The organism is Flavobacteriaceae bacterium HL-DH10 (assembly GCA_031826515.1).
GTDB classification, from domain to species: Bacteria; Bacteroidota; Bacteroidia; order Flavobacteriales; family Flavobacteriaceae; genus Thalassobellus; species Thalassobellus suaedae.
Map to the genome: position 1 here is coordinate 260,001 of CP134536.1, position 16,368 is coordinate 276,368.

Genomic DNA, 16,368 nt, shown 5'->3' on the forward strand with positions numbered 1-16,368 from the left:
CCTTTCAAACAACCTTTTTTTATTCTTTTTTTTTGCCTTTTTTTTCTCCGCTTTTAATTAGCTTGTTTTCTGTACTTTATAACTCAAAATATTTTGGATTTTTTAAAAAAAGAAACTCTAACTTTTATAATAAAGAGATTTGTTTAATTACTCGTGCTTGATGATCCTTATTTCTCTTTATAAATAGATGCCGTTTTCTTTCTTTTTATATAAACATAACACCCCTTATTTATTACATCGTTTGTTTTGTTATCTATATATAGGTTGCTACACAATACCTCCTCCTTATTATATAGTATGACTTCTATTGTTGGAGTCTTGAGATCTTTCATTATTTAGGGAACAGATTACTTGTGCTATCTTACTTTATAAAGTTACCTGTTGACATATTTAATCTATCTATTGGAATCATACACATTATATATACAACATGGTTAGTAAAACAACTCTGGGTTTTTTTCTCCCTAACCTTGAAGCTAAACCAATGCTTAAGGATTATACAGGTTCCACTGCGCTATCCAAAAGTTATATATTTAAACTCTTTTAATAATAACCAGCTGCTGATAGCAAAGGGAGTAGTGAATGCCTAACACACACAATAGCTATCGAAGAAGAACAACATAATACTTCAAATTATAACTACATATATATTGTATGTGTTTGTTTATACTATTATCTTTGCAAACTGAATTTAATATATTTTAATGATACATATAACTTTACCTGACGGCAGTGTTAAAACGTTTGAAGAAAACGTTACTCCTATGGATGTTGCTAAGAGCATTAGCGAAGGATTTGCTAGAAATGTAATTTCGGCTAATTTTAATGGTACAACGATTGAAACAGTTACACCTTTAACCACTGACGGCTCTTTAGTTTTATACACCTGGAACAATGACGAAGGTAAAACTGCTTTTTGGCATAGTTCTGCTCACGTATTAGCTCAAGCCATTGAAGAGTTATATTCTGGAGCAAAACTTACTATTGGTCCTGCTATTGAGAATGGATTTTATTATGATGTAGATTTTGGTGAGCATACTGTTTCTGAAAAGGACTTTAAGGCTATTGAAAACAAAATGATTGAAATCGCTCGTGGAAAGCATGAGTTTAAAATGCGTGCTGCTAGTAAAGCTGAAGCCTTATCCTTATATAAAGGTAATGAGTTTAAAACGGAGCTAATTGAAAATCTAGAAGATGGCACAATTACTTTTTGTGATCATTCTACGTTTACAGATTTATGCCGTGGCGGTCATATACCAAATACTGGTATTATTAAAGCCGTAAAAATACTAAGTGTTGCGGGTGCTTATTGGAGAGGAAATGAAAACAATCCACAACTTACTCGTGTTTATGGTATTTCGTTTCCTAAACAAAAAGAGCTTACCGAATATTTAGAAATGCTTGAAGAAGCTAAAAAACGAGACCACAGAAAACTTGGTAAAGAGTTAGAACTTTTTACATTTTCTAAAAAAGTTGGACAAGGTTTACCGCTTTGGCTACCAAAAGGTGCTGCTTTACGTGAACGTTTAGAAAACTTTTTAAAAGCTGCACAAAAAAAAGCAGGTTACGAAATGGTGGTTACACCGCATATTGGCCAAAAAGAATTATATGTAACCTCTGGGCATTATGCTAAATATGGTGAAGACAGTTTTCAACCTATTAAAACACCTAAAGAAGATGAGGAGTTTTTGTTAAAACCGATGAACTGCCCGCATCACTGTGAAATTTATAACAGCGCTCAATGGAGTTACAAAGATTTACCAAAGCGTTATGCAGAATTTGGTACAGTTTATAGATACGAACAAAGTGGCGAATTACATGGTTTAACTCGTGTTAGAGGATTTACTCAAGATGATGCGCACCTTTTTTGTATGCCAGAACAATTAGACAAAGAATTTAAAGATGTTATTGATTTGGTTCTTTATGTATTTGGATCGTTAGGATTTGAAAACTTTACAGCACAAGTTTCTGTAAGGGATCCTGAAAATCCAGACAAATATATAGGTGATGTCGCAAATTGGGAGAAAGCAGAACAAGCCATTATTAATGCTGCCGAAGATAAAGGATTAGATTATGTTATAGAAACTGGTGAAGCTGCCTTTTATGGACCTAAGTTAGATTTCATGGTGAAAGATGCATTAGGGAGACGTTGGCAATTGGGAACAATTCAAGTAGATTATAACCTTCCTGAGCGTTTTGATTTGACATACAAAGGTAGTGACAATGAGCTACACAGACCAGTTATGATTCACCGTGCACCTTTTGGAAGTATGGAGCGTTTTGTGGCATTATTACTAGAACATACAGGTGGAAATTTCCCGCTTTGGCTCATGCCAGTGCAGACTATTATATTGTCAATTAGCGAGAAATATGAAAAATACTCTGAAAAAGTTTTAAATTTGCTAGAAAATGACGAAATTCGCGCCCTTGTAGACCATAGAAATGAAACTATAGGGAAGAAAATTCGTGAAGCAGAAATGCAGAAGCATCCTTATATGATTATTATAGGGGAACAAGAAGAAAAAGAAAATAAAATAACTGTGCGTAAGCATGGTGGAGAAGATTTAGGGATGATTTCAATAGAAGCATTCTCTGAAATTATAAAAACAGAAATAAAGAAAACGTTAAAATCGTTTTAAAAATAAGTCTAACTTAAAAACATAAAGTCATAGCAATACGTAGAAGAAGACAACCCAATAGAAGGGTAATACAAGAAGATAAACACAGGATTAACTCTAAAATTTCATCACCAAAAGTACGTCTAGTTGGAGAAAATGTTGAAATTGGTGTATATGATACTCGCGATGCATTAAAAATAGCAGAAGAGCAAGGATTTGATCTTGTAGAGATTTCTCCTAATGCCGATCCTCCTGTTTGTAAAGTTATGGACTATAAAAAGTTTCTTTACGAACAAAAGAAACGAGACAAGGCTATTAAGTCCAAGGCTACTAAGGTAATTGTTAAAGAAATTCGTTTTGGACCTCAAACTGATGACCATGATTACGAATTTAAAAAGAAGCATGCCGAAAAGTTTTTAAAAGAAGGTGCTAAATTAAAAGCATTTGTTTTCTTTAAAGGACGTTCTATTATTTTTAAAGAACAAGGACAAATTTTATTATTGCGTTTAGCGCAAGACCTTGAAGAATTAGGAAAAGTAGAGCAAATGCCAAGACTAGAGGGGAAACGTATGACTATGTTTATCACTCCAAAAAAATAATTAAAATATATCTTATATAAATAAGATGCTGAAATAAATTCAGCACAAAGTAATTAAGCGAAATAATTAAAACTAGGAGAAGAAAATGCCTAAAATGAAAACCAAATCTAGTGCCAAAAAACGTTTTAAGTTAACAGGTACTGGTAAGATTAAAAGAAAGCACGCTTTTAAGAGTCACATCTTAACAAAGAAATCGAAAAAGCGTAAGCTAGCTCTAACCCATGATGGCTTAGTCCACAAGGCAGATGAGAATAACATTAAAACAATGATGCGTTTAAAATAAACGTTTGTTTTAATCGGTTAAATTAAATTATAAACCCTGGAGTTAGGCAAAAAATAAAAAGTGTCTATTATTATAGATCGCCTACTACAAAAAAACAATTAAAATTATGCCAAGATCAGTAAATTCTGTAGCAAAAAGAGCCAGAAGAAAAAAGGTTCTTAAACAAGCAAAAGGTTACTTTGGACGTCGTAAAAACGTTTGGACAGTAGCAAAAAATGCGGTTGATAAAGCGATGCAATACTCGTACAGAGACCGTAGAAACAAAAAGAGAACATTCCGTGCTTTATGGATTACGCGTATTAACGCTGGAGCCAGAGAACATGGTTTATCATATTCTCAATTCATGGGGAAATTAAAAGCTAATGATATTGAATTAAACCGTAAGGTTTTAGCAGATTTAGCTATGAATAACCCAGAAGCTTTTAAAGCTGTAGTAAATAAAGTAAAATAAGGCGTTTCGCCTATTGTTAAACATATTATTCGCTTAATTAAAAAATCCGATTCGAAAGAGTCGGATTTTTTTATGTTCCAAAAACTGTAATAACAATATTTCGGCTACCTCCATAATTTCTATGCTCACATAAATAAACACCTTGCCAAATTCCTAAATTTAATTTTCCATTGGTAATTGGTATTTGTACTGAAGAACCAAGTAATGAAGATTTTATATGTGCAGGCATATCATCAGAGCCTTCATAAGTATGTTCGTAATAATCCGCATTTTCTGGAATCATAACATTAAAATGACTTTCAAAATCGCTTCTAACGGTATAGTCGGCGTTTTCGTTAATCGTTAAGCTTGCCGAAGTATGCTTAATAAATACTTGTAGCTGACCAATATTTATTTGACTAATCTCGGAAATTGCTTCCACAATAGTATCTGTTATTAAATGAAACCCTCTAGGAAATGCCTTTAATTTAATTTGCTTTTGAAAAAATTTCATGTTGTATTTACAATTTAGTTCCAATTTAAAAATTTCAAGATAATAATAACTATTTTTTCTTTTATAATGCGCAACCTTTTTAAATCTACTGTATCTAATATAAAAAACTAAAACTACAAGAAAGATGAAAAATTATATACTAATAGCCTTTTTTACTCTTATTACTTTTACAAACTGTAGCATTGATGGGAATGAGACTTCTGAAGTAATAACAAAAACGTATTGGCATTTAAGAAATGTTAGCGGTGGCATAGCAGGCGTTGACAATAACTTTAACCTTGACGAAATAATTTGGTCTTTTAATGAGCTAACTGGAAATTTAACAGTTACAAATAACAATACAGATGATACTGTTGAAGATGCTTTAGAATCTGGTAACTATTCCTTTTCTGTTACTACTGATAACACAAATAAGTACCTAATAATTAATGATAATGAATATGGTGGTTTATTATTTTCTGAAACTGAATTAATAATTGATCAAAACATAACATCAAGTGGATCTGGTGCAGATGGTTTTATTTACACCTTCCAAAGAGTACTCGTTATTGAAGATTAAAATTATGTTTTCTGCTTCTTTTTCTTTGCCGCAGGAAATAAGACATTGTTTAAAATAAGCCTGTATCCAGGAGATGTTGGATGCAAATCTAATTCGGTTTTTGCATCCCCTACTCTATGCTGATAATCTTCTGGATCATGGCCACCATAAAAAGTAAAAAAACCTTTTCCTTTTATACCGTGAATATATTTTGCTTCACCGTTAGATTTTGTTTCTCCTAGCACTAATACATTCGATTTTATTTCATCTCTAGTAAACGACGTGGTTTGTCCCATAAATCCTTTAACCAAAGCTGTATGATTTTGACATAACATGGTTGGAATAGGATCCCATTTTGCAGAAAATTCCATAAGAGAAAAATAGTCTACTGTTTTAGAAATCATCATTCGTTTTCTTGTCATATCTATAGAAGAAAACTCATAAACTGTAGGACTAGCTTCTAATCTATAATTAATAAATGCAAATGTTTTATTGTAATCTATTTTGTTTTGATACCCTGGATCACTTCCATCGCCATCAAACATAGGCTCACAAATATCAATACCTTCAGCTGATAGCGCAATATCAAAACTATCAGTAGCACTACACATTGCAAACATAAAACCACCACCAACAACATAGTTTCTAATTTTTAAAGCCACAGCTAGCTTCTCTTCCGAAACTTTAGTATAACCTAATTTTGTTGCTAAACCTTCAGCTTCTTTTTTTCTTTAATATACCATGATGCCGCTTTGTATGCGCCATAAAACTTCCCATATTGTCCTGTAAAATCTTCATGATGCAGGTGTAACCAATCATAAAGTAGCAAGGCATCATTTAAAACTTCTTCATCATAAACAGTCTCGTAAGGTATTTCAGCATACTTTAAAACCATAGTTACTGCATCGTCCCAAGGCTGTTTGCCTGATGGCGTGTACACAGCAATTTTAGGTGCTTTTTCTAAAACTACAGCTTCCATATTTTTACTTGGACTACTTATTTCTTCTAAAATATTTTCGGCTTTAGCATTAGAAATAACTTCAAATGAGACTCCTCTAATTTGGCATTCTCTCTGAATAATATCAGTATCCGGCAACAGAAAAGAACCACCTCTGTAATTAAGTAACCATTTAACTTTTAATTCTTTACTAAGTGTCCAATAAGTTATTCCATAAGCTTTTAAATGATTATTTTGACCTTCTACATCCATTGGGATAAGTACATAGGAAGCGTAGGTTTTAAAACCAAAACAAATAAATAGTAATGTGATGAATATCTTTTTCAATTGAGGCTATACTTTATGTGATTTCACAGTCGTTCCTTCTTCGAAATGACTAAGAAATTATAATTACTGATTTTGAAAGATACTTAAAAAATAGTTTTATGTAATAGTGTTTAACAGGAGTTTAGTTATTAAAATGGGACATCATTATCGTCATCATCATTAAAAGAACTACCAAAAGCTTGATCTGGACTTGCTTTAAAGTTATCAGCTTTAAACGTATCATCATTAGCAGCAGCATTCATTTTAGAATGAAACTCGAAAGGCGAATCAAAATCGTCCAAATTATCAAACTTACCTAAGTTTCCAATGAACTTTAAACGAATATTTTCCAAACCACCATTACGGTGTTTAGCCACAATAAACTCACCTTGCCCTTCAGTAGGAGAACGTTCATCATCATCCCATTCATCAATTTTATAATATTCTGGTCTATAAATAAAACTCACAATATCGGCATCTTGTTCTATTGCTCCAGATTCACGTAAATCTGAAAGCAAAGGACGCTTACTTCCTCCACGAGTTTCAACAGCACGCGATAATTGTGATAATGCAATTACGGGAACCATCAACTCTTTTGCTAAAGCTTTTAAGTTTCTAGAAATCATTGAGATTTCTTGTTCACGATTTCCTCCATGATTACTACCACCTGTCATCAATTGCAGGTAATCAATCATAATTAATTTTATACCATGTTGTGATGATAAACGACGTGCTTTTGCACGTAAATCAAAAATGGAAAGTGATGGTGTATCGTCAATAAATAAAGGTGCTTTTTCTAAGCCTTTCACTTTAACGTTAAGCTGCTCCCACTCGTGCTTTTCTAATTTACCTGTACGCAATTTTTCAGAAGACAAACCTGTTTCACTTGAAATTAAACGTGTGATTAGCTGTACTGATGCCATCTCTAATGAGAAAAAAGCAACAGGAATGTTTTGATCTACAGCAATATTTCTTGCCATAGATAGCGTTAAAGCTGTTTTACCCATACCAGGACGAGCAGCGATAATAATTAAATCGGATGGTTGCCAACCCGAAGTTAATTTATCTAATTTTGTAAACCCTGTTGGTATACCACTTAAACCTTCTTTATTAGAAATTTCTTCAATTTTCTTTTTAGCTTGGATTACTAAATCTTGTGCAGTTTCACTTGATTTTTTTATATTACCTTGAGTAACTTCATATAATTTAGATTCTGCTTGGTCCAGCAAATCAAAAACATCTTTGGTTTCGTCATAAGATGCTTCAATAATTTCATTTGAAATTTTAATTAAACTACGCTGAATAAATTTTTGCAGAATAATACGTGCATGAAATTCTATATGGGCTGAAGAAGATACTTTTTGAGTTAAGGAAATAAGATAAAAATCGCCTCCTGAAAGTTCTAATTTTGCGTTTTTCTTTAATTGAGTAGAAACGGTTAATAAGTCGACTGGTTCGCTGTTTTCAAACAATTGAAAAATAGCATCAAAAATATGTTGATGCGCTTCTTTATAAAAAGCATCAGGACTTAAAATATCAATAACTTCATCCACCCCTTTTTTATCAATCATCATTGCTCCAAGAACAACCTCTTCTAAATCAATAGCTTGAGGAGGTATTTTTCCTTTTTCTAAACTAATAATAGTACTTTTATCTACTTTATATCCTTGAACGGGGTTGGGTTGTTTCATGACTACGAAGTTAATTAAAATTGAAACCTATTTAAATATTAATGCCCTTATGATTGTTAACCACTAGTTAACAATTTAACTGTTAATAACTTAAAAATATTGTCGATAAGCATAAAAAAATCTGAAGTTAAAAAACTCCAGATTTCTTATGATATGGTTTTAAATGGATTACCCTTTATAGACACCCATTTGAGTATATTTTTCCATACGTTGAGATACTAAATCCTTTGGTGATAAGTTTTTAAGTTGGTCAAAAGATTTAGAAATAGCATTTCTTACTGCTAAAAATGTTTTCTCTCTATTTCTATGTGCACCACCTAATGGCTCTTTTATAATTTCATCAACTAACTTAAGCTTCTTCATGTCTATAGCTGTTAATTTTAAAGCTTCTGCAGCTTGTTCTTTATATTCCCAACTACGCCATAAAATTGACGAACAAGATTCTGGAGAAATAACAGAATACCAAGTATTTTCTAGCATAAGTACCCTATCTCCAACTCCTATACCTAATGCGCCACCAGAAGCTCCTTCTCCTACAACTATAGTAATAATAGGAACTTTTAATCGTGCCATTTCTAATATATTCCTAGCAATAGCTTCTCCTTGTCCGCGTTCTTCAGCTTCCAATCCTGGGTATGCACCTGGTGTATCTAATAGTGTTACAACAGGAATCCCAAATTTCTCGGCAGACTTCATTAATCGTAATGCTTTACGATATCCTTCTGGATTAGCCATTCCAAAATTTCTATATTGACGTGTTTTTGTATTATAGCCTTTTTGCTGACCAATAAACATATAACTTTGGTCTCCAATTTTACCTAAACCACCAATCATGGCTTTATCATCTTTAAAACTTCTATCGCCGTGTAATTCTAAAAAAGATTCACCACATAGTGCTTTAATATAATCTAAAGTATAAGGTCTATCTGGATGGCGAGACATTTGTACACGTTGCCAAGCAGTCAAGTTTTTATAAATATTTTTTTGAGCTTCTTTAAGCTTTAAGGCTATTTGTGCACATGTTTCTGTAACATCTACTTCACTCTCTTCCCCAATTACTTTACATTTTTGAAGCTGATCTTCAAGTTCTTTTATAGGGAGTTCAAATTCTAAATATTCCATAAGAATTTTGTTTTGCTATTTAAATCATTTGGTTAGCCTACAAATATAAAAACTTTAATTTTGATTCACGGCTAAGATTGTTTTCTTTTTACAATACTACTATTTTTTATCAGACCATTTAACAAAACAATAGCAATGATAATGCTTGCGCCATAGTAAAAAGCTGCACTCATTCTTTCTTTTTCGGGAAATAGTATAAACGCTATTATTATACCATAAACAGGTTCTAAATTATAAGTTAAAACAACTGTATATGGGCTAATTAACTTCATTACATATACGGAAGCAATAAAAGCATAGGCCGTACAAATAGATGCCAATATAAAAAGGTAAACAAAGTCTAATTGACTTAAATTAAAGAATTCAAATGAAAAACCTTCTCCAAAAAACAATATATAAAGAGAAATAAATAAAACACCACTTAAGAACTCATAAAACGAAATAACTGTCGCAGTATGACGTTTTAAAAACACACCATTAAGTACTGCAAATAATGATGAAAAAAAAGCTGATAAAATACCTAACATAATGCCTTTTAGATATCTTATTTCACTTTGTAATATTATAAACACTCCGATAATTACAATAATTCCGAAAAGAATTTCATACCAAATAATGGTACGTTTATATATAATTGGCTCTATCAATGAAGCAAAGAAAGCACCAGTTGAAAACATAGCTAAAGCAATAGATATATTGGACTCCTTTATTGAAGCAAAAAAAGTAATCCAATGCAAGGCTATAATTACACCCGCAATAGATAACCTAAGAACAGATTTTAAATTAATTTTTAATTTAATGCTAGATATTTTAATATAAATAAACATTAAAACAAAAGCAATAACCATTCTAAACCACACTAAAGGGATCGCTTCTAGAGAAATAAGATCTCCTAAAATGGCTGTAAACCCAGCAATAAAAACCAGAAAATGTAAGTGAAAATAATTTTTAAGCTTAGCGTTTAGCATTATACAGAAGGTAAGCTGCTAAAATACCAAAAATGACATTAGGAAACCAAACAGCTACCAATGGTGAAAAATCAGATTGTTCTGCCATAACCCCAAAAATTTTATCGAAAAACACAAAAACCATAGCAATACAAATACCAACAGCTAAATTAACCCCCATACCTCCTCTTCTTTTCATTGAAGATACTGCGACTGCTATAATTGTTAAGATAAATACCGATGCAGGTAAACTCCATTTTCTATATAAAACTAATTGAAAGCGCCCTACATTTGATGAACCACTCATTTTTTCTTTCTCAATAAACCGTTTTAATTCGCCATACATTTTTGTTTCAGCTGCATAAACTTCAGGTATTAAATCATCAACTTGAAAAGTAAAAAGCGTATCTTTTGTCTTTATAATTTCTAATTCATCTTCTCTTTCAAGAATATCTCTTTTTACATAATTGGTTAACCTATAAGTGGTATCAGCCTCCACGTACTTTATATTACTCGCTGAAATTTTATATTTAAGTTCGTTTCCTTCAAAATGCTCTAATGTAAAATCATGACCAATACTATTTTTTACATCAAAACGACTAACATATACTATTTCATTATCATTTATCTGTTTGAACACATTCCTGTTTTCTACGGCACTTTTACCTGTTTTAAAATATTTAAAAGAAAAATCATTAAAACCTTCACTCGCTTTAGGCGCTAAAAACAAACCAAGAATAATAGCAAGTATGGCGACTATTGAAGATCCTATTAAATAAGGCCTTAAAAACCTAGTAAAAGATACTCCAGAACTAAGAAAAGCAATAATTTCTGTATTGTTAGCTAGTTTTGAAGTAAACCAAATAACAGATAAAAACAAGAATAATGGAAATAACAAGTGTGCAAAATAGATAGTGAAATCTAAAAGATACCAGAGCACCTCATTCAACGGCACGTCCTGCTCAAGAATTTTACCAATTTTTTCAGCTAAATGAACCGTAATTCCAATAGGAATAAACAGTAAAAGCATCATAGTAAATGTGAATAAATAGCGCTTTAATATATACCAATCTAGAATCTTCACTTATAACCTATTATTCATTTGTTTTACCATTTTTTCTTTCCAAGCATAAAAATCTCCTGCTAATATATGTTTTCTTGCTTCTCGAACCAACCATAAATAGAAACCTAAATTATGTATGGTAGCTATTTGTTTACCTAACAATTCATTAACTGTAAACAAATGTCGTAAATATGCCTTACTATATTCGGTATCTACAAATGTAATTCCCATTTCATCTATAGGTGAAAAATCTTCGGCCCATTTTAAATTTTTAATATTTATAGAACCATAAGCTGTAAATAACATACCATTTCTTGCATTACGTGTGGGCATAACACAATCAAACATGTCTACACCTAACGCTATATTTTCTAAAATATTGATTGGCGTTCCCACACCCATTAAATACCTTGGTTTATCTTCTGGTAAAATGTTGCAAACTATATCGGTCATCGCATACATTTCTTCTGCTGGTTCTCCAACAGATAATCCGCCAATAGCATTACCTACAGCTCCAGAATTTGCAATATATTCAGCCGATTGCATACGTAAATCTTTATAAGTGCTCCCCTGCACTATTGGAAAAAAAGCTTGATTATAATCGTATTTTAAAGGTGTTTTTTCTAGATGATTTATACAACGATCTAACCAACGATGTGTCATGTGCATCGATCGTTTTGCATAATTATAATCACATGGATATGGCGTACACTCATCAAAAGCCATAATAATATCGGCGCCTATACTACGCTGAATTTCCATCACATTTTCTGGTGTGAACGTATGATAACTTCCATCTATATGGGATTTGAATCGAACTCCTTCTTCCTTTATCTTTCTGTTAGCAGAAAGCGAATACACTTGATAACCTCCAGAATCGGTTAAAATATTCCTATCCCAATTCATAAATTTATGTAGCCCTCCTGCTTTTTCAAGAACAGTAGTTTGTGGCCTTAAATATAAATGATAGGTATTTCCTAAAATAACATCTGGATTTATATCATCTTTCAACTCACGTTGATGTACACCTTTAACTGTAGCTACCGTACCAACAGGCATAAATATAGGGGTTTCTATAACACCATGGTCTGTTGTTATTTTACCCGCTCTTGCTTTACTTTGAGGATCTTTAGCTTTTAATTCAAATTTCATCTGTATCACCGTATAAGTTGGCAAAGATAAATAACTAAAAATCGATATCAATATTAATAAAAAGGAAATAATTTTTGTTTGGCAACGTTTTTGATATAGTTAACTAAATCTTAAAACGAACATTTATGAACAATTTAAAAAACTTCCACAAGTACTTTAGAATCAACAGTGGTGTAAGCAAAAATTTATTTTACATTTTAATGATTGCCATTTGCATACCAGCTGCTACAATGGCTCAAACTACTGAAGGTGTTGGAGTTAAAGCTGGTTTAAATTACAATTCTAACGGTAATTATTTTCAATCTATTAGTACAAATGCACAAAACCCAGACCGAAATGTTGGCTACCACTTTGGTTTATTTGGAAAAATAGGAAAAGAAATATACTTTAAACCAGAGCTCGTTTACACTAGTACTAAGAGTGATTATAATGATGATAGCTTTAAAATGCAAAAAATTGATGCGCCTTTATTAGTAGGTATAAAGGTTTTAGGACCTATTAGTGTTTTTGGAGGTCCGTCATTTCAATATATACTAGATTCAGAATTTGATGGTATAGCCATAAATGATATTGAAAACGATTTTTCTGTTGGTTTAAACTTTGGCATAGCATTAAACCTGAATAAAATTGGTATTGATTTAAGATATGAAAGAGGATTTAGTAAAAATGAAGCCACTTTTCTGCAGAATAACTCTATAAATCCAGACAGACTAGATACCCGTCCAGATCAACTAATTTTAAGTTTATCTTTGATTTTATAAACAACATAAAAAAGCATTTAAAACAAAAAACCTCGCTACTGCGAGGTTTTTTGTTTTATGAATTCGGCATTAAATCTTTGAAGCAGTATCGTCAGGATCTAAATAGTTAGGAGTACCATCTCCATCTGTATCATCATTTGTAGGATCTCCATCATTATTAATATCTTCATTTATTGTAAGCACCCCATCGCCATCATCATCTACATCAGCATAATTAGGTGTTCCATCCTCATCAGTATCATCATCAGCTAATTGATCTAAAGTAATAAGTTCTCCATTACTATTTATATCTTCAAGGTAAGTTGGTACGCCATCGCCATCATGATCGTTTTCTGTCATTTGTAATAACTCAAATTTAAAGCTTATTGGTGTATATGAAGGAATTCCTGTTGTCGCATTAGAAAAATATGCTAATCCAGAAGGCACAAACATTACACCCAATCCATAATTCATATAATTTACAGTACCATCTGCACCATCTGAAAATGACTCTGTTGTATTAAAATCTGGTAAAACTTTTCTCCATACTGGTATTAAAGTAGTTAAATCAAAATCTACAGGTGTTACAGCACTATCAAATACCGAATGACTTAATAAAAAGCCCTCATATCTTACACGAACTACATCTGCAAAATTAGGAGACTCTGTTCCACCTCCTTGATTTAATCTTAATATATATATTTTATATTCTGTATCTGCATAAACTAAAGTCTTTGTTTCAACTGCTTCTTTTAATACAGTATTGCCGTCAGGCACAGTACCTGTTCCAAATTTAGTAATAACAATATCTTGAATACTTGGATTATCATTAGTTGCTAATTCACCAGAATTATAATAATGTGTCTCTAAATATTTAACAATAGAGTCATTATCAGCTATTTGTTGCTCTGCTCTATCTCTAATTTCAATAACTACTGGATCTGTAGTATCATCATCTTTATTACAAGAGACAAAACCAATCAATACTATTAAAACAACTAAAGTTATTTTTCTAATTCCCATATACTTCTCTTAACTTTTTCTTTATCTAAAATAACACCTCTAAATAATAACTTCTTTTAAGTCGTTACATTACTATAAATGTTACTTTAATGCTTATTTTTGAGGTCGCAAGATACAATTTTAATATAATCTTGCATAACAACATTAACGTAGTTTTTACAATAATTATATGCGTATAGATAAGTATTTATGGTGTGTTAGATATTACAAAACTAGAACACTTGCTACAACGGCCTGTAAAAAAGGACAGGTAAGAGTAAATAATGAAATTGTTAAACCAAGCAGAGAAGTTTTTGCCCAAGACATTATTGGCATTAGAAAAAATCAAATAAACTACAGATTAACCGTAAATGATATTCCCGATAGTAGAGTTGGCGCTAAATTAGTTGATCTTTATAGAACGGACACCACGCCTAAAGAACAATTTGAAGCACAAGAGCTTTTAAAATACTCTAAAGATTATTATAGAAAAAAGGGTGTTGGCAGACCTACAAAAAAAGATAGAAGAGATATTGATGATTTTACTGACGAAACCTCCTTTACTGATACTTGATACATTTAATTAACTTTATATAGATGTTAAATCTCACCTTTTAAAAAAAAGTAAAATAAACAGATAAAAATGAGTAATTTTATCCTTTAAATAAAACATAAGCCACTATATGTTATGAATAATGTGATATTAAACCATAGCGAAATTAACCATAAAATAAGACGCATTGCTTTCCAGATATATGAAAGTAATGTAAATGAATCAGAAATTATTATAGCTGGTATTGACAGTAATGGTTATATCCTTGCAAAGAAACTAAAATCAGCTTTACAAAAAATATCAGATATTAATCCGATACTTTGTAAAGTTATTATTGATAAAAAAAACCCTTGGAAACCTATTAAAACATCAATAAAAGCAGAAGAATACAAAAATAAATCTTTAGTTTTAGTTGATGATGTTTTAAATTCTGGCACCACTTTAATATATGGTGTAAAGCACTTTTTAGATGTACCTCTAAAACAATTTAAAACAGCTGTTTTAGTAAACAGGAATCATAAAAAATATCCTGTTAAAGCAGATTTTAAAGGTATTTCATTATCTACCTCATTACACGAACATGTAGAAGTTATTCTTGAAGGAAAAGCTTATGAGGTGATTTTAGAATAATTTCAAAATTAATTCTTCAACTATATTTTTTTTTGATTTACTCCCTGTATTAATAATTAATTGGGCTTGACTGTAATATGGTAAACGTTCAAACAAATGTTTCCCAATAAATTCTGTTAACGCTTCTTCTGTTTCTATATGAGCAATTAAAGGGCGTTTATCTTTTTTCTTTATAAGCTTTTTAACTAGTTTAGGTATTGAAGCCTTTAAATAAATACTTGTAACGTTTTTAGACTCTAATATCATTTCCATATTATTTCCAAAACAAGGCGTACCGCCTCCAACAGACAATATAATGTTATTACTATTTTCTAACTTTTCTTTCAGGTAAAACGACTCTTGCTTTCTAAAATATATTTCTCCTTTAGTCTTAAAAACATCAGAAACAGTCATTTTTTCTATTTCTTCAATATAATCATCTAAATCAACAAACTCATAATTTAACTTTTTAGCCAACATCTTTCCTAAAGTTGACTTTCCTGAAGCCATATATCCAATTAAAACTACTATCATTTTTACGTTATAAATTGATTATTAAAAACATACGTTTTAGTAGTGCAAAAAAACAAAAAAATATTTAAAAAAAGCCTTGTTTAATTGAAAATAGGTTTTATATTTGCACCCGCTAACAGGGATATATGTTAGTCCAAAAAAAATGACCTGGTAGCTCAGTTGGTAGAGCATCTCCCTTTTAAGGAGAGGGTCCTGGGTTCGAGCCCCAGCCCGGTCACAAAAAAAAAGTTAAGCTTTATTGCTTAACTTTTTTTATTTTTACTCACTTCATTTAATGCGCACGTGGCGGAATTGGTAGACGCGCTGGCTTGAGGGGCCAGTATCCGTTTTAGGATGTGGAAGTTCGAATCTTCTCGTGCGCACACTCAAAAACCTTGAACACCTTACAAATAAAGGATTTCAGGGTTTTTAAATTTTCATAATTCCCCTAAAAACGGATCAATCCCAATTGTTGTGTTTAAGCAAATATTGGATCAAGTCAAAAAGTTGTGAGATTTAGGGATCTTGCAAAAATAGATGTAAGTCTAAACAAGAAGAATTCTATATTTCTTAGCCCTCTGAATTGTGTTCTAAAGGCTTTGATTTTTTATCATTGAAACTTTACTTAAAGATTTACTTTTTATTAAAGAGATATTTAAAGTTTAACTTTTAGTGGTTCACTTTTATCCGCTAGCTATCCTCTCTCTAATTCAACTGTGAAAGGAAAACT

At 31.5% G+C, this 16,368-nt stretch carries 17 protein-coding genes, 2 tRNA genes and 1 pseudogene; 10 read left to right on the plus strand and 10 right to left on the minus strand.

The features are described from left to right. Positions 1-167: 167 nt before the first annotated feature. Positions 168-332, minus strand: coding sequence for a hypothetical protein (locus RHP49_01015; GenBank protein WNH12850.1), 165 nt, complete (start codon positions 330-332; stop codon positions 168-170). A gap of 372 nt (positions 333-704) precedes the next feature. On the opposite strand from RHP49_01015, the gene thrS reads away from it, so the two are divergent. The 4 genes from thrS (at position 705) to rplT (ending at position 3,951) form a co-directional block, all read left to right on the plus strand. Further along, positions 705-2,639 (plus strand): threonine--tRNA ligase, encoded by a 1,935-nt coding sequence (gene thrS / locus RHP49_01020; GenBank protein ID WNH12851.1) that lies wholly within the window; start codon positions 705-707, stop codon positions 2,637-2,639. Between the two features lie 68 nt (positions 2,640-2,707). Further along, complete coding sequence (gene infC, locus RHP49_01025; GenBank protein WNH14360.1) at positions 2,708-3,217, plus strand: translation initiation factor IF-3; 510 nt, start codon at positions 2,708-2,710, stop codon at positions 3,215-3,217. A gap of 85 nt (positions 3,218-3,302) precedes the next feature. Continuing rightward, positions 3,303-3,500, plus strand: coding sequence for a 50S ribosomal protein L35 (gene rpmI, locus RHP49_01030; GenBank protein ID WNH12852.1), 198 nt, complete (start codon positions 3,303-3,305; stop codon positions 3,498-3,500). Between the two features lie 106 nt (positions 3,501-3,606). Next, complete coding sequence (rplT, locus tag RHP49_01035) at positions 3,607-3,951, plus strand: 50S ribosomal protein L20 (protein WNH12853.1); 345 nt, start codon at positions 3,607-3,609, stop codon at positions 3,949-3,951. A 70-nt stretch (positions 3,952-4,021) separates the two neighbouring features. Here the strand turns inward: rplT and RHP49_01040 are convergent, their stop codons facing one another. Continuing rightward, positions 4,022-4,444, minus strand: a complete 423-nt coding sequence (locus RHP49_01040; GenBank protein ID WNH12854.1) for a secondary thiamine-phosphate synthase enzyme YjbQ — start codon at positions 4,442-4,444, stop codon at positions 4,022-4,024. A gap of 124 nt (positions 4,445-4,568) precedes the next feature. On the opposite strand from RHP49_01040, the gene RHP49_01045 reads away from it, so the two are divergent. Then, positions 4,569-5,003, plus strand: a complete 435-nt coding sequence (locus RHP49_01045; protein WNH12855.1) for a hypothetical protein — start codon at positions 4,569-4,571, stop codon at positions 5,001-5,003. Between the two features lie 2 nt (positions 5,004-5,005). On the opposite strand, the pseudogene RHP49_01050 reads toward RHP49_01045, so the two are convergent. The 6 genes and pseudogenes from RHP49_01050 to tgt all read right to left on the minus strand — a co-directional run bounded on the left by RHP49_01050 (position 5,006) and on the right by tgt (position 12,221). Further along, positions 5,006-6,192 (minus strand): annotated as a pseudogene (locus tag RHP49_01050) (asparagine synthetase B). A gap of 203 nt (positions 6,193-6,395) precedes the next feature. After that, a complete protein-coding gene (dnaB, locus tag RHP49_01055; protein WNH12856.1) occupies positions 6,396-7,937 on the minus strand; it encodes a replicative DNA helicase in 1,542 nt (513 codons plus the stop codon). A 168-nt stretch (positions 7,938-8,105) separates the two neighbouring features. After that, a complete protein-coding gene (locus tag RHP49_01060) occupies positions 8,106-9,059 on the minus strand; it encodes an acetyl-CoA carboxylase carboxyltransferase subunit alpha (protein WNH12857.1) in 954 nt (317 codons plus the stop codon). Positions 9,060-9,130: 71 nt separating this feature from the next. Continuing rightward, entirely contained in the window at positions 9,131-10,027 is an 897-nt protein-coding gene (locus RHP49_01065) for a DMT family transporter (GenBank protein ID WNH12858.1), read from the minus strand. Then, positions 10,014-11,090 carry an LptF/LptG family permease gene (locus RHP49_01070; protein ID WNH12859.1) on the minus strand — a complete coding sequence of 359 codons (1,077 nt, stop codon included), beginning with the start codon at positions 11,088-11,090 and terminating at the stop codon, positions 10,014-10,016. The genes RHP49_01065 and RHP49_01070 overlap by 14 nt, the downstream gene beginning before the upstream one ends. After that, entirely contained in the window at positions 11,091-12,221 is a 1,131-nt protein-coding gene (gene tgt, locus RHP49_01075) for a tRNA guanosine(34) transglycosylase Tgt (GenBank protein WNH12860.1), read from the minus strand. It lies immediately after the preceding gene. A 125-nt stretch (positions 12,222-12,346) separates the two neighbouring features. On the opposite strand from tgt, the gene RHP49_01080 reads away from it, so the two are divergent. Continuing rightward, the gene (locus RHP49_01080; GenBank protein ID WNH12861.1) at positions 12,347-12,982 is read left to right on the plus strand and encodes an outer membrane beta-barrel protein; all 636 of its coding nucleotides are present in this window, start codon (positions 12,347-12,349) and stop codon (positions 12,980-12,982) included. 69 nt (positions 12,983-13,051) lie between these two features. On the opposite strand, the gene RHP49_01085 is transcribed toward RHP49_01080, so the two are convergent. Next, complete coding sequence (locus tag RHP49_01085; GenBank protein WNH12862.1) at positions 13,052-13,984, minus strand: hypothetical protein; 933 nt, start codon at positions 13,982-13,984, stop codon at positions 13,052-13,054. 169 nt (positions 13,985-14,153) lie between these two features. Between RHP49_01085 and RHP49_01090 the strand changes: the two genes are divergently transcribed. Both RHP49_01090 and RHP49_01095 read left to right on the plus strand, forming a co-directional pair. After that, positions 14,154-14,537: an RNA-binding S4 domain-containing protein gene (locus RHP49_01090; protein ID WNH12863.1), complete on the plus strand. Its 384-nt coding sequence runs from the start codon at positions 14,154-14,156 to the stop codon at positions 14,535-14,537. Positions 14,538-14,651: 114 nt separating this feature from the next. Beyond that, a complete protein-coding gene (locus RHP49_01095) occupies positions 14,652-15,146 on the plus strand; it encodes a phosphoribosyltransferase family protein (protein ID WNH12864.1) in 495 nt (164 codons plus the stop codon). On the opposite strand, the gene RHP49_01100 is transcribed toward RHP49_01095, so the two are convergent. After that, positions 15,138-15,659 carry a shikimate kinase gene (locus RHP49_01100; protein WNH12865.1) on the minus strand — a complete coding sequence of 174 codons (522 nt, stop codon included), beginning with the start codon at positions 15,657-15,659 and terminating at the stop codon, positions 15,138-15,140. The two genes, RHP49_01095 and RHP49_01100, sit on opposite strands and share 9 nt — an antisense overlap. Positions 15,660-15,803: 144 nt before the next feature. Here RHP49_01100 and RHP49_01105 point away from each other — a divergent pair. Both RHP49_01105 and RHP49_01110 read left to right on the plus strand, forming a co-directional pair. Beyond that, positions 15,804-15,876 (plus strand) — tRNA-Lys (locus RHP49_01105). Between the two features lie 59 nt (positions 15,877-15,935). Next, positions 15,936-16,021: transfer RNA gene (locus RHP49_01110), tRNA-Leu, on the plus strand. Positions 16,022-16,368: the final 347 nt, after the last annotated feature.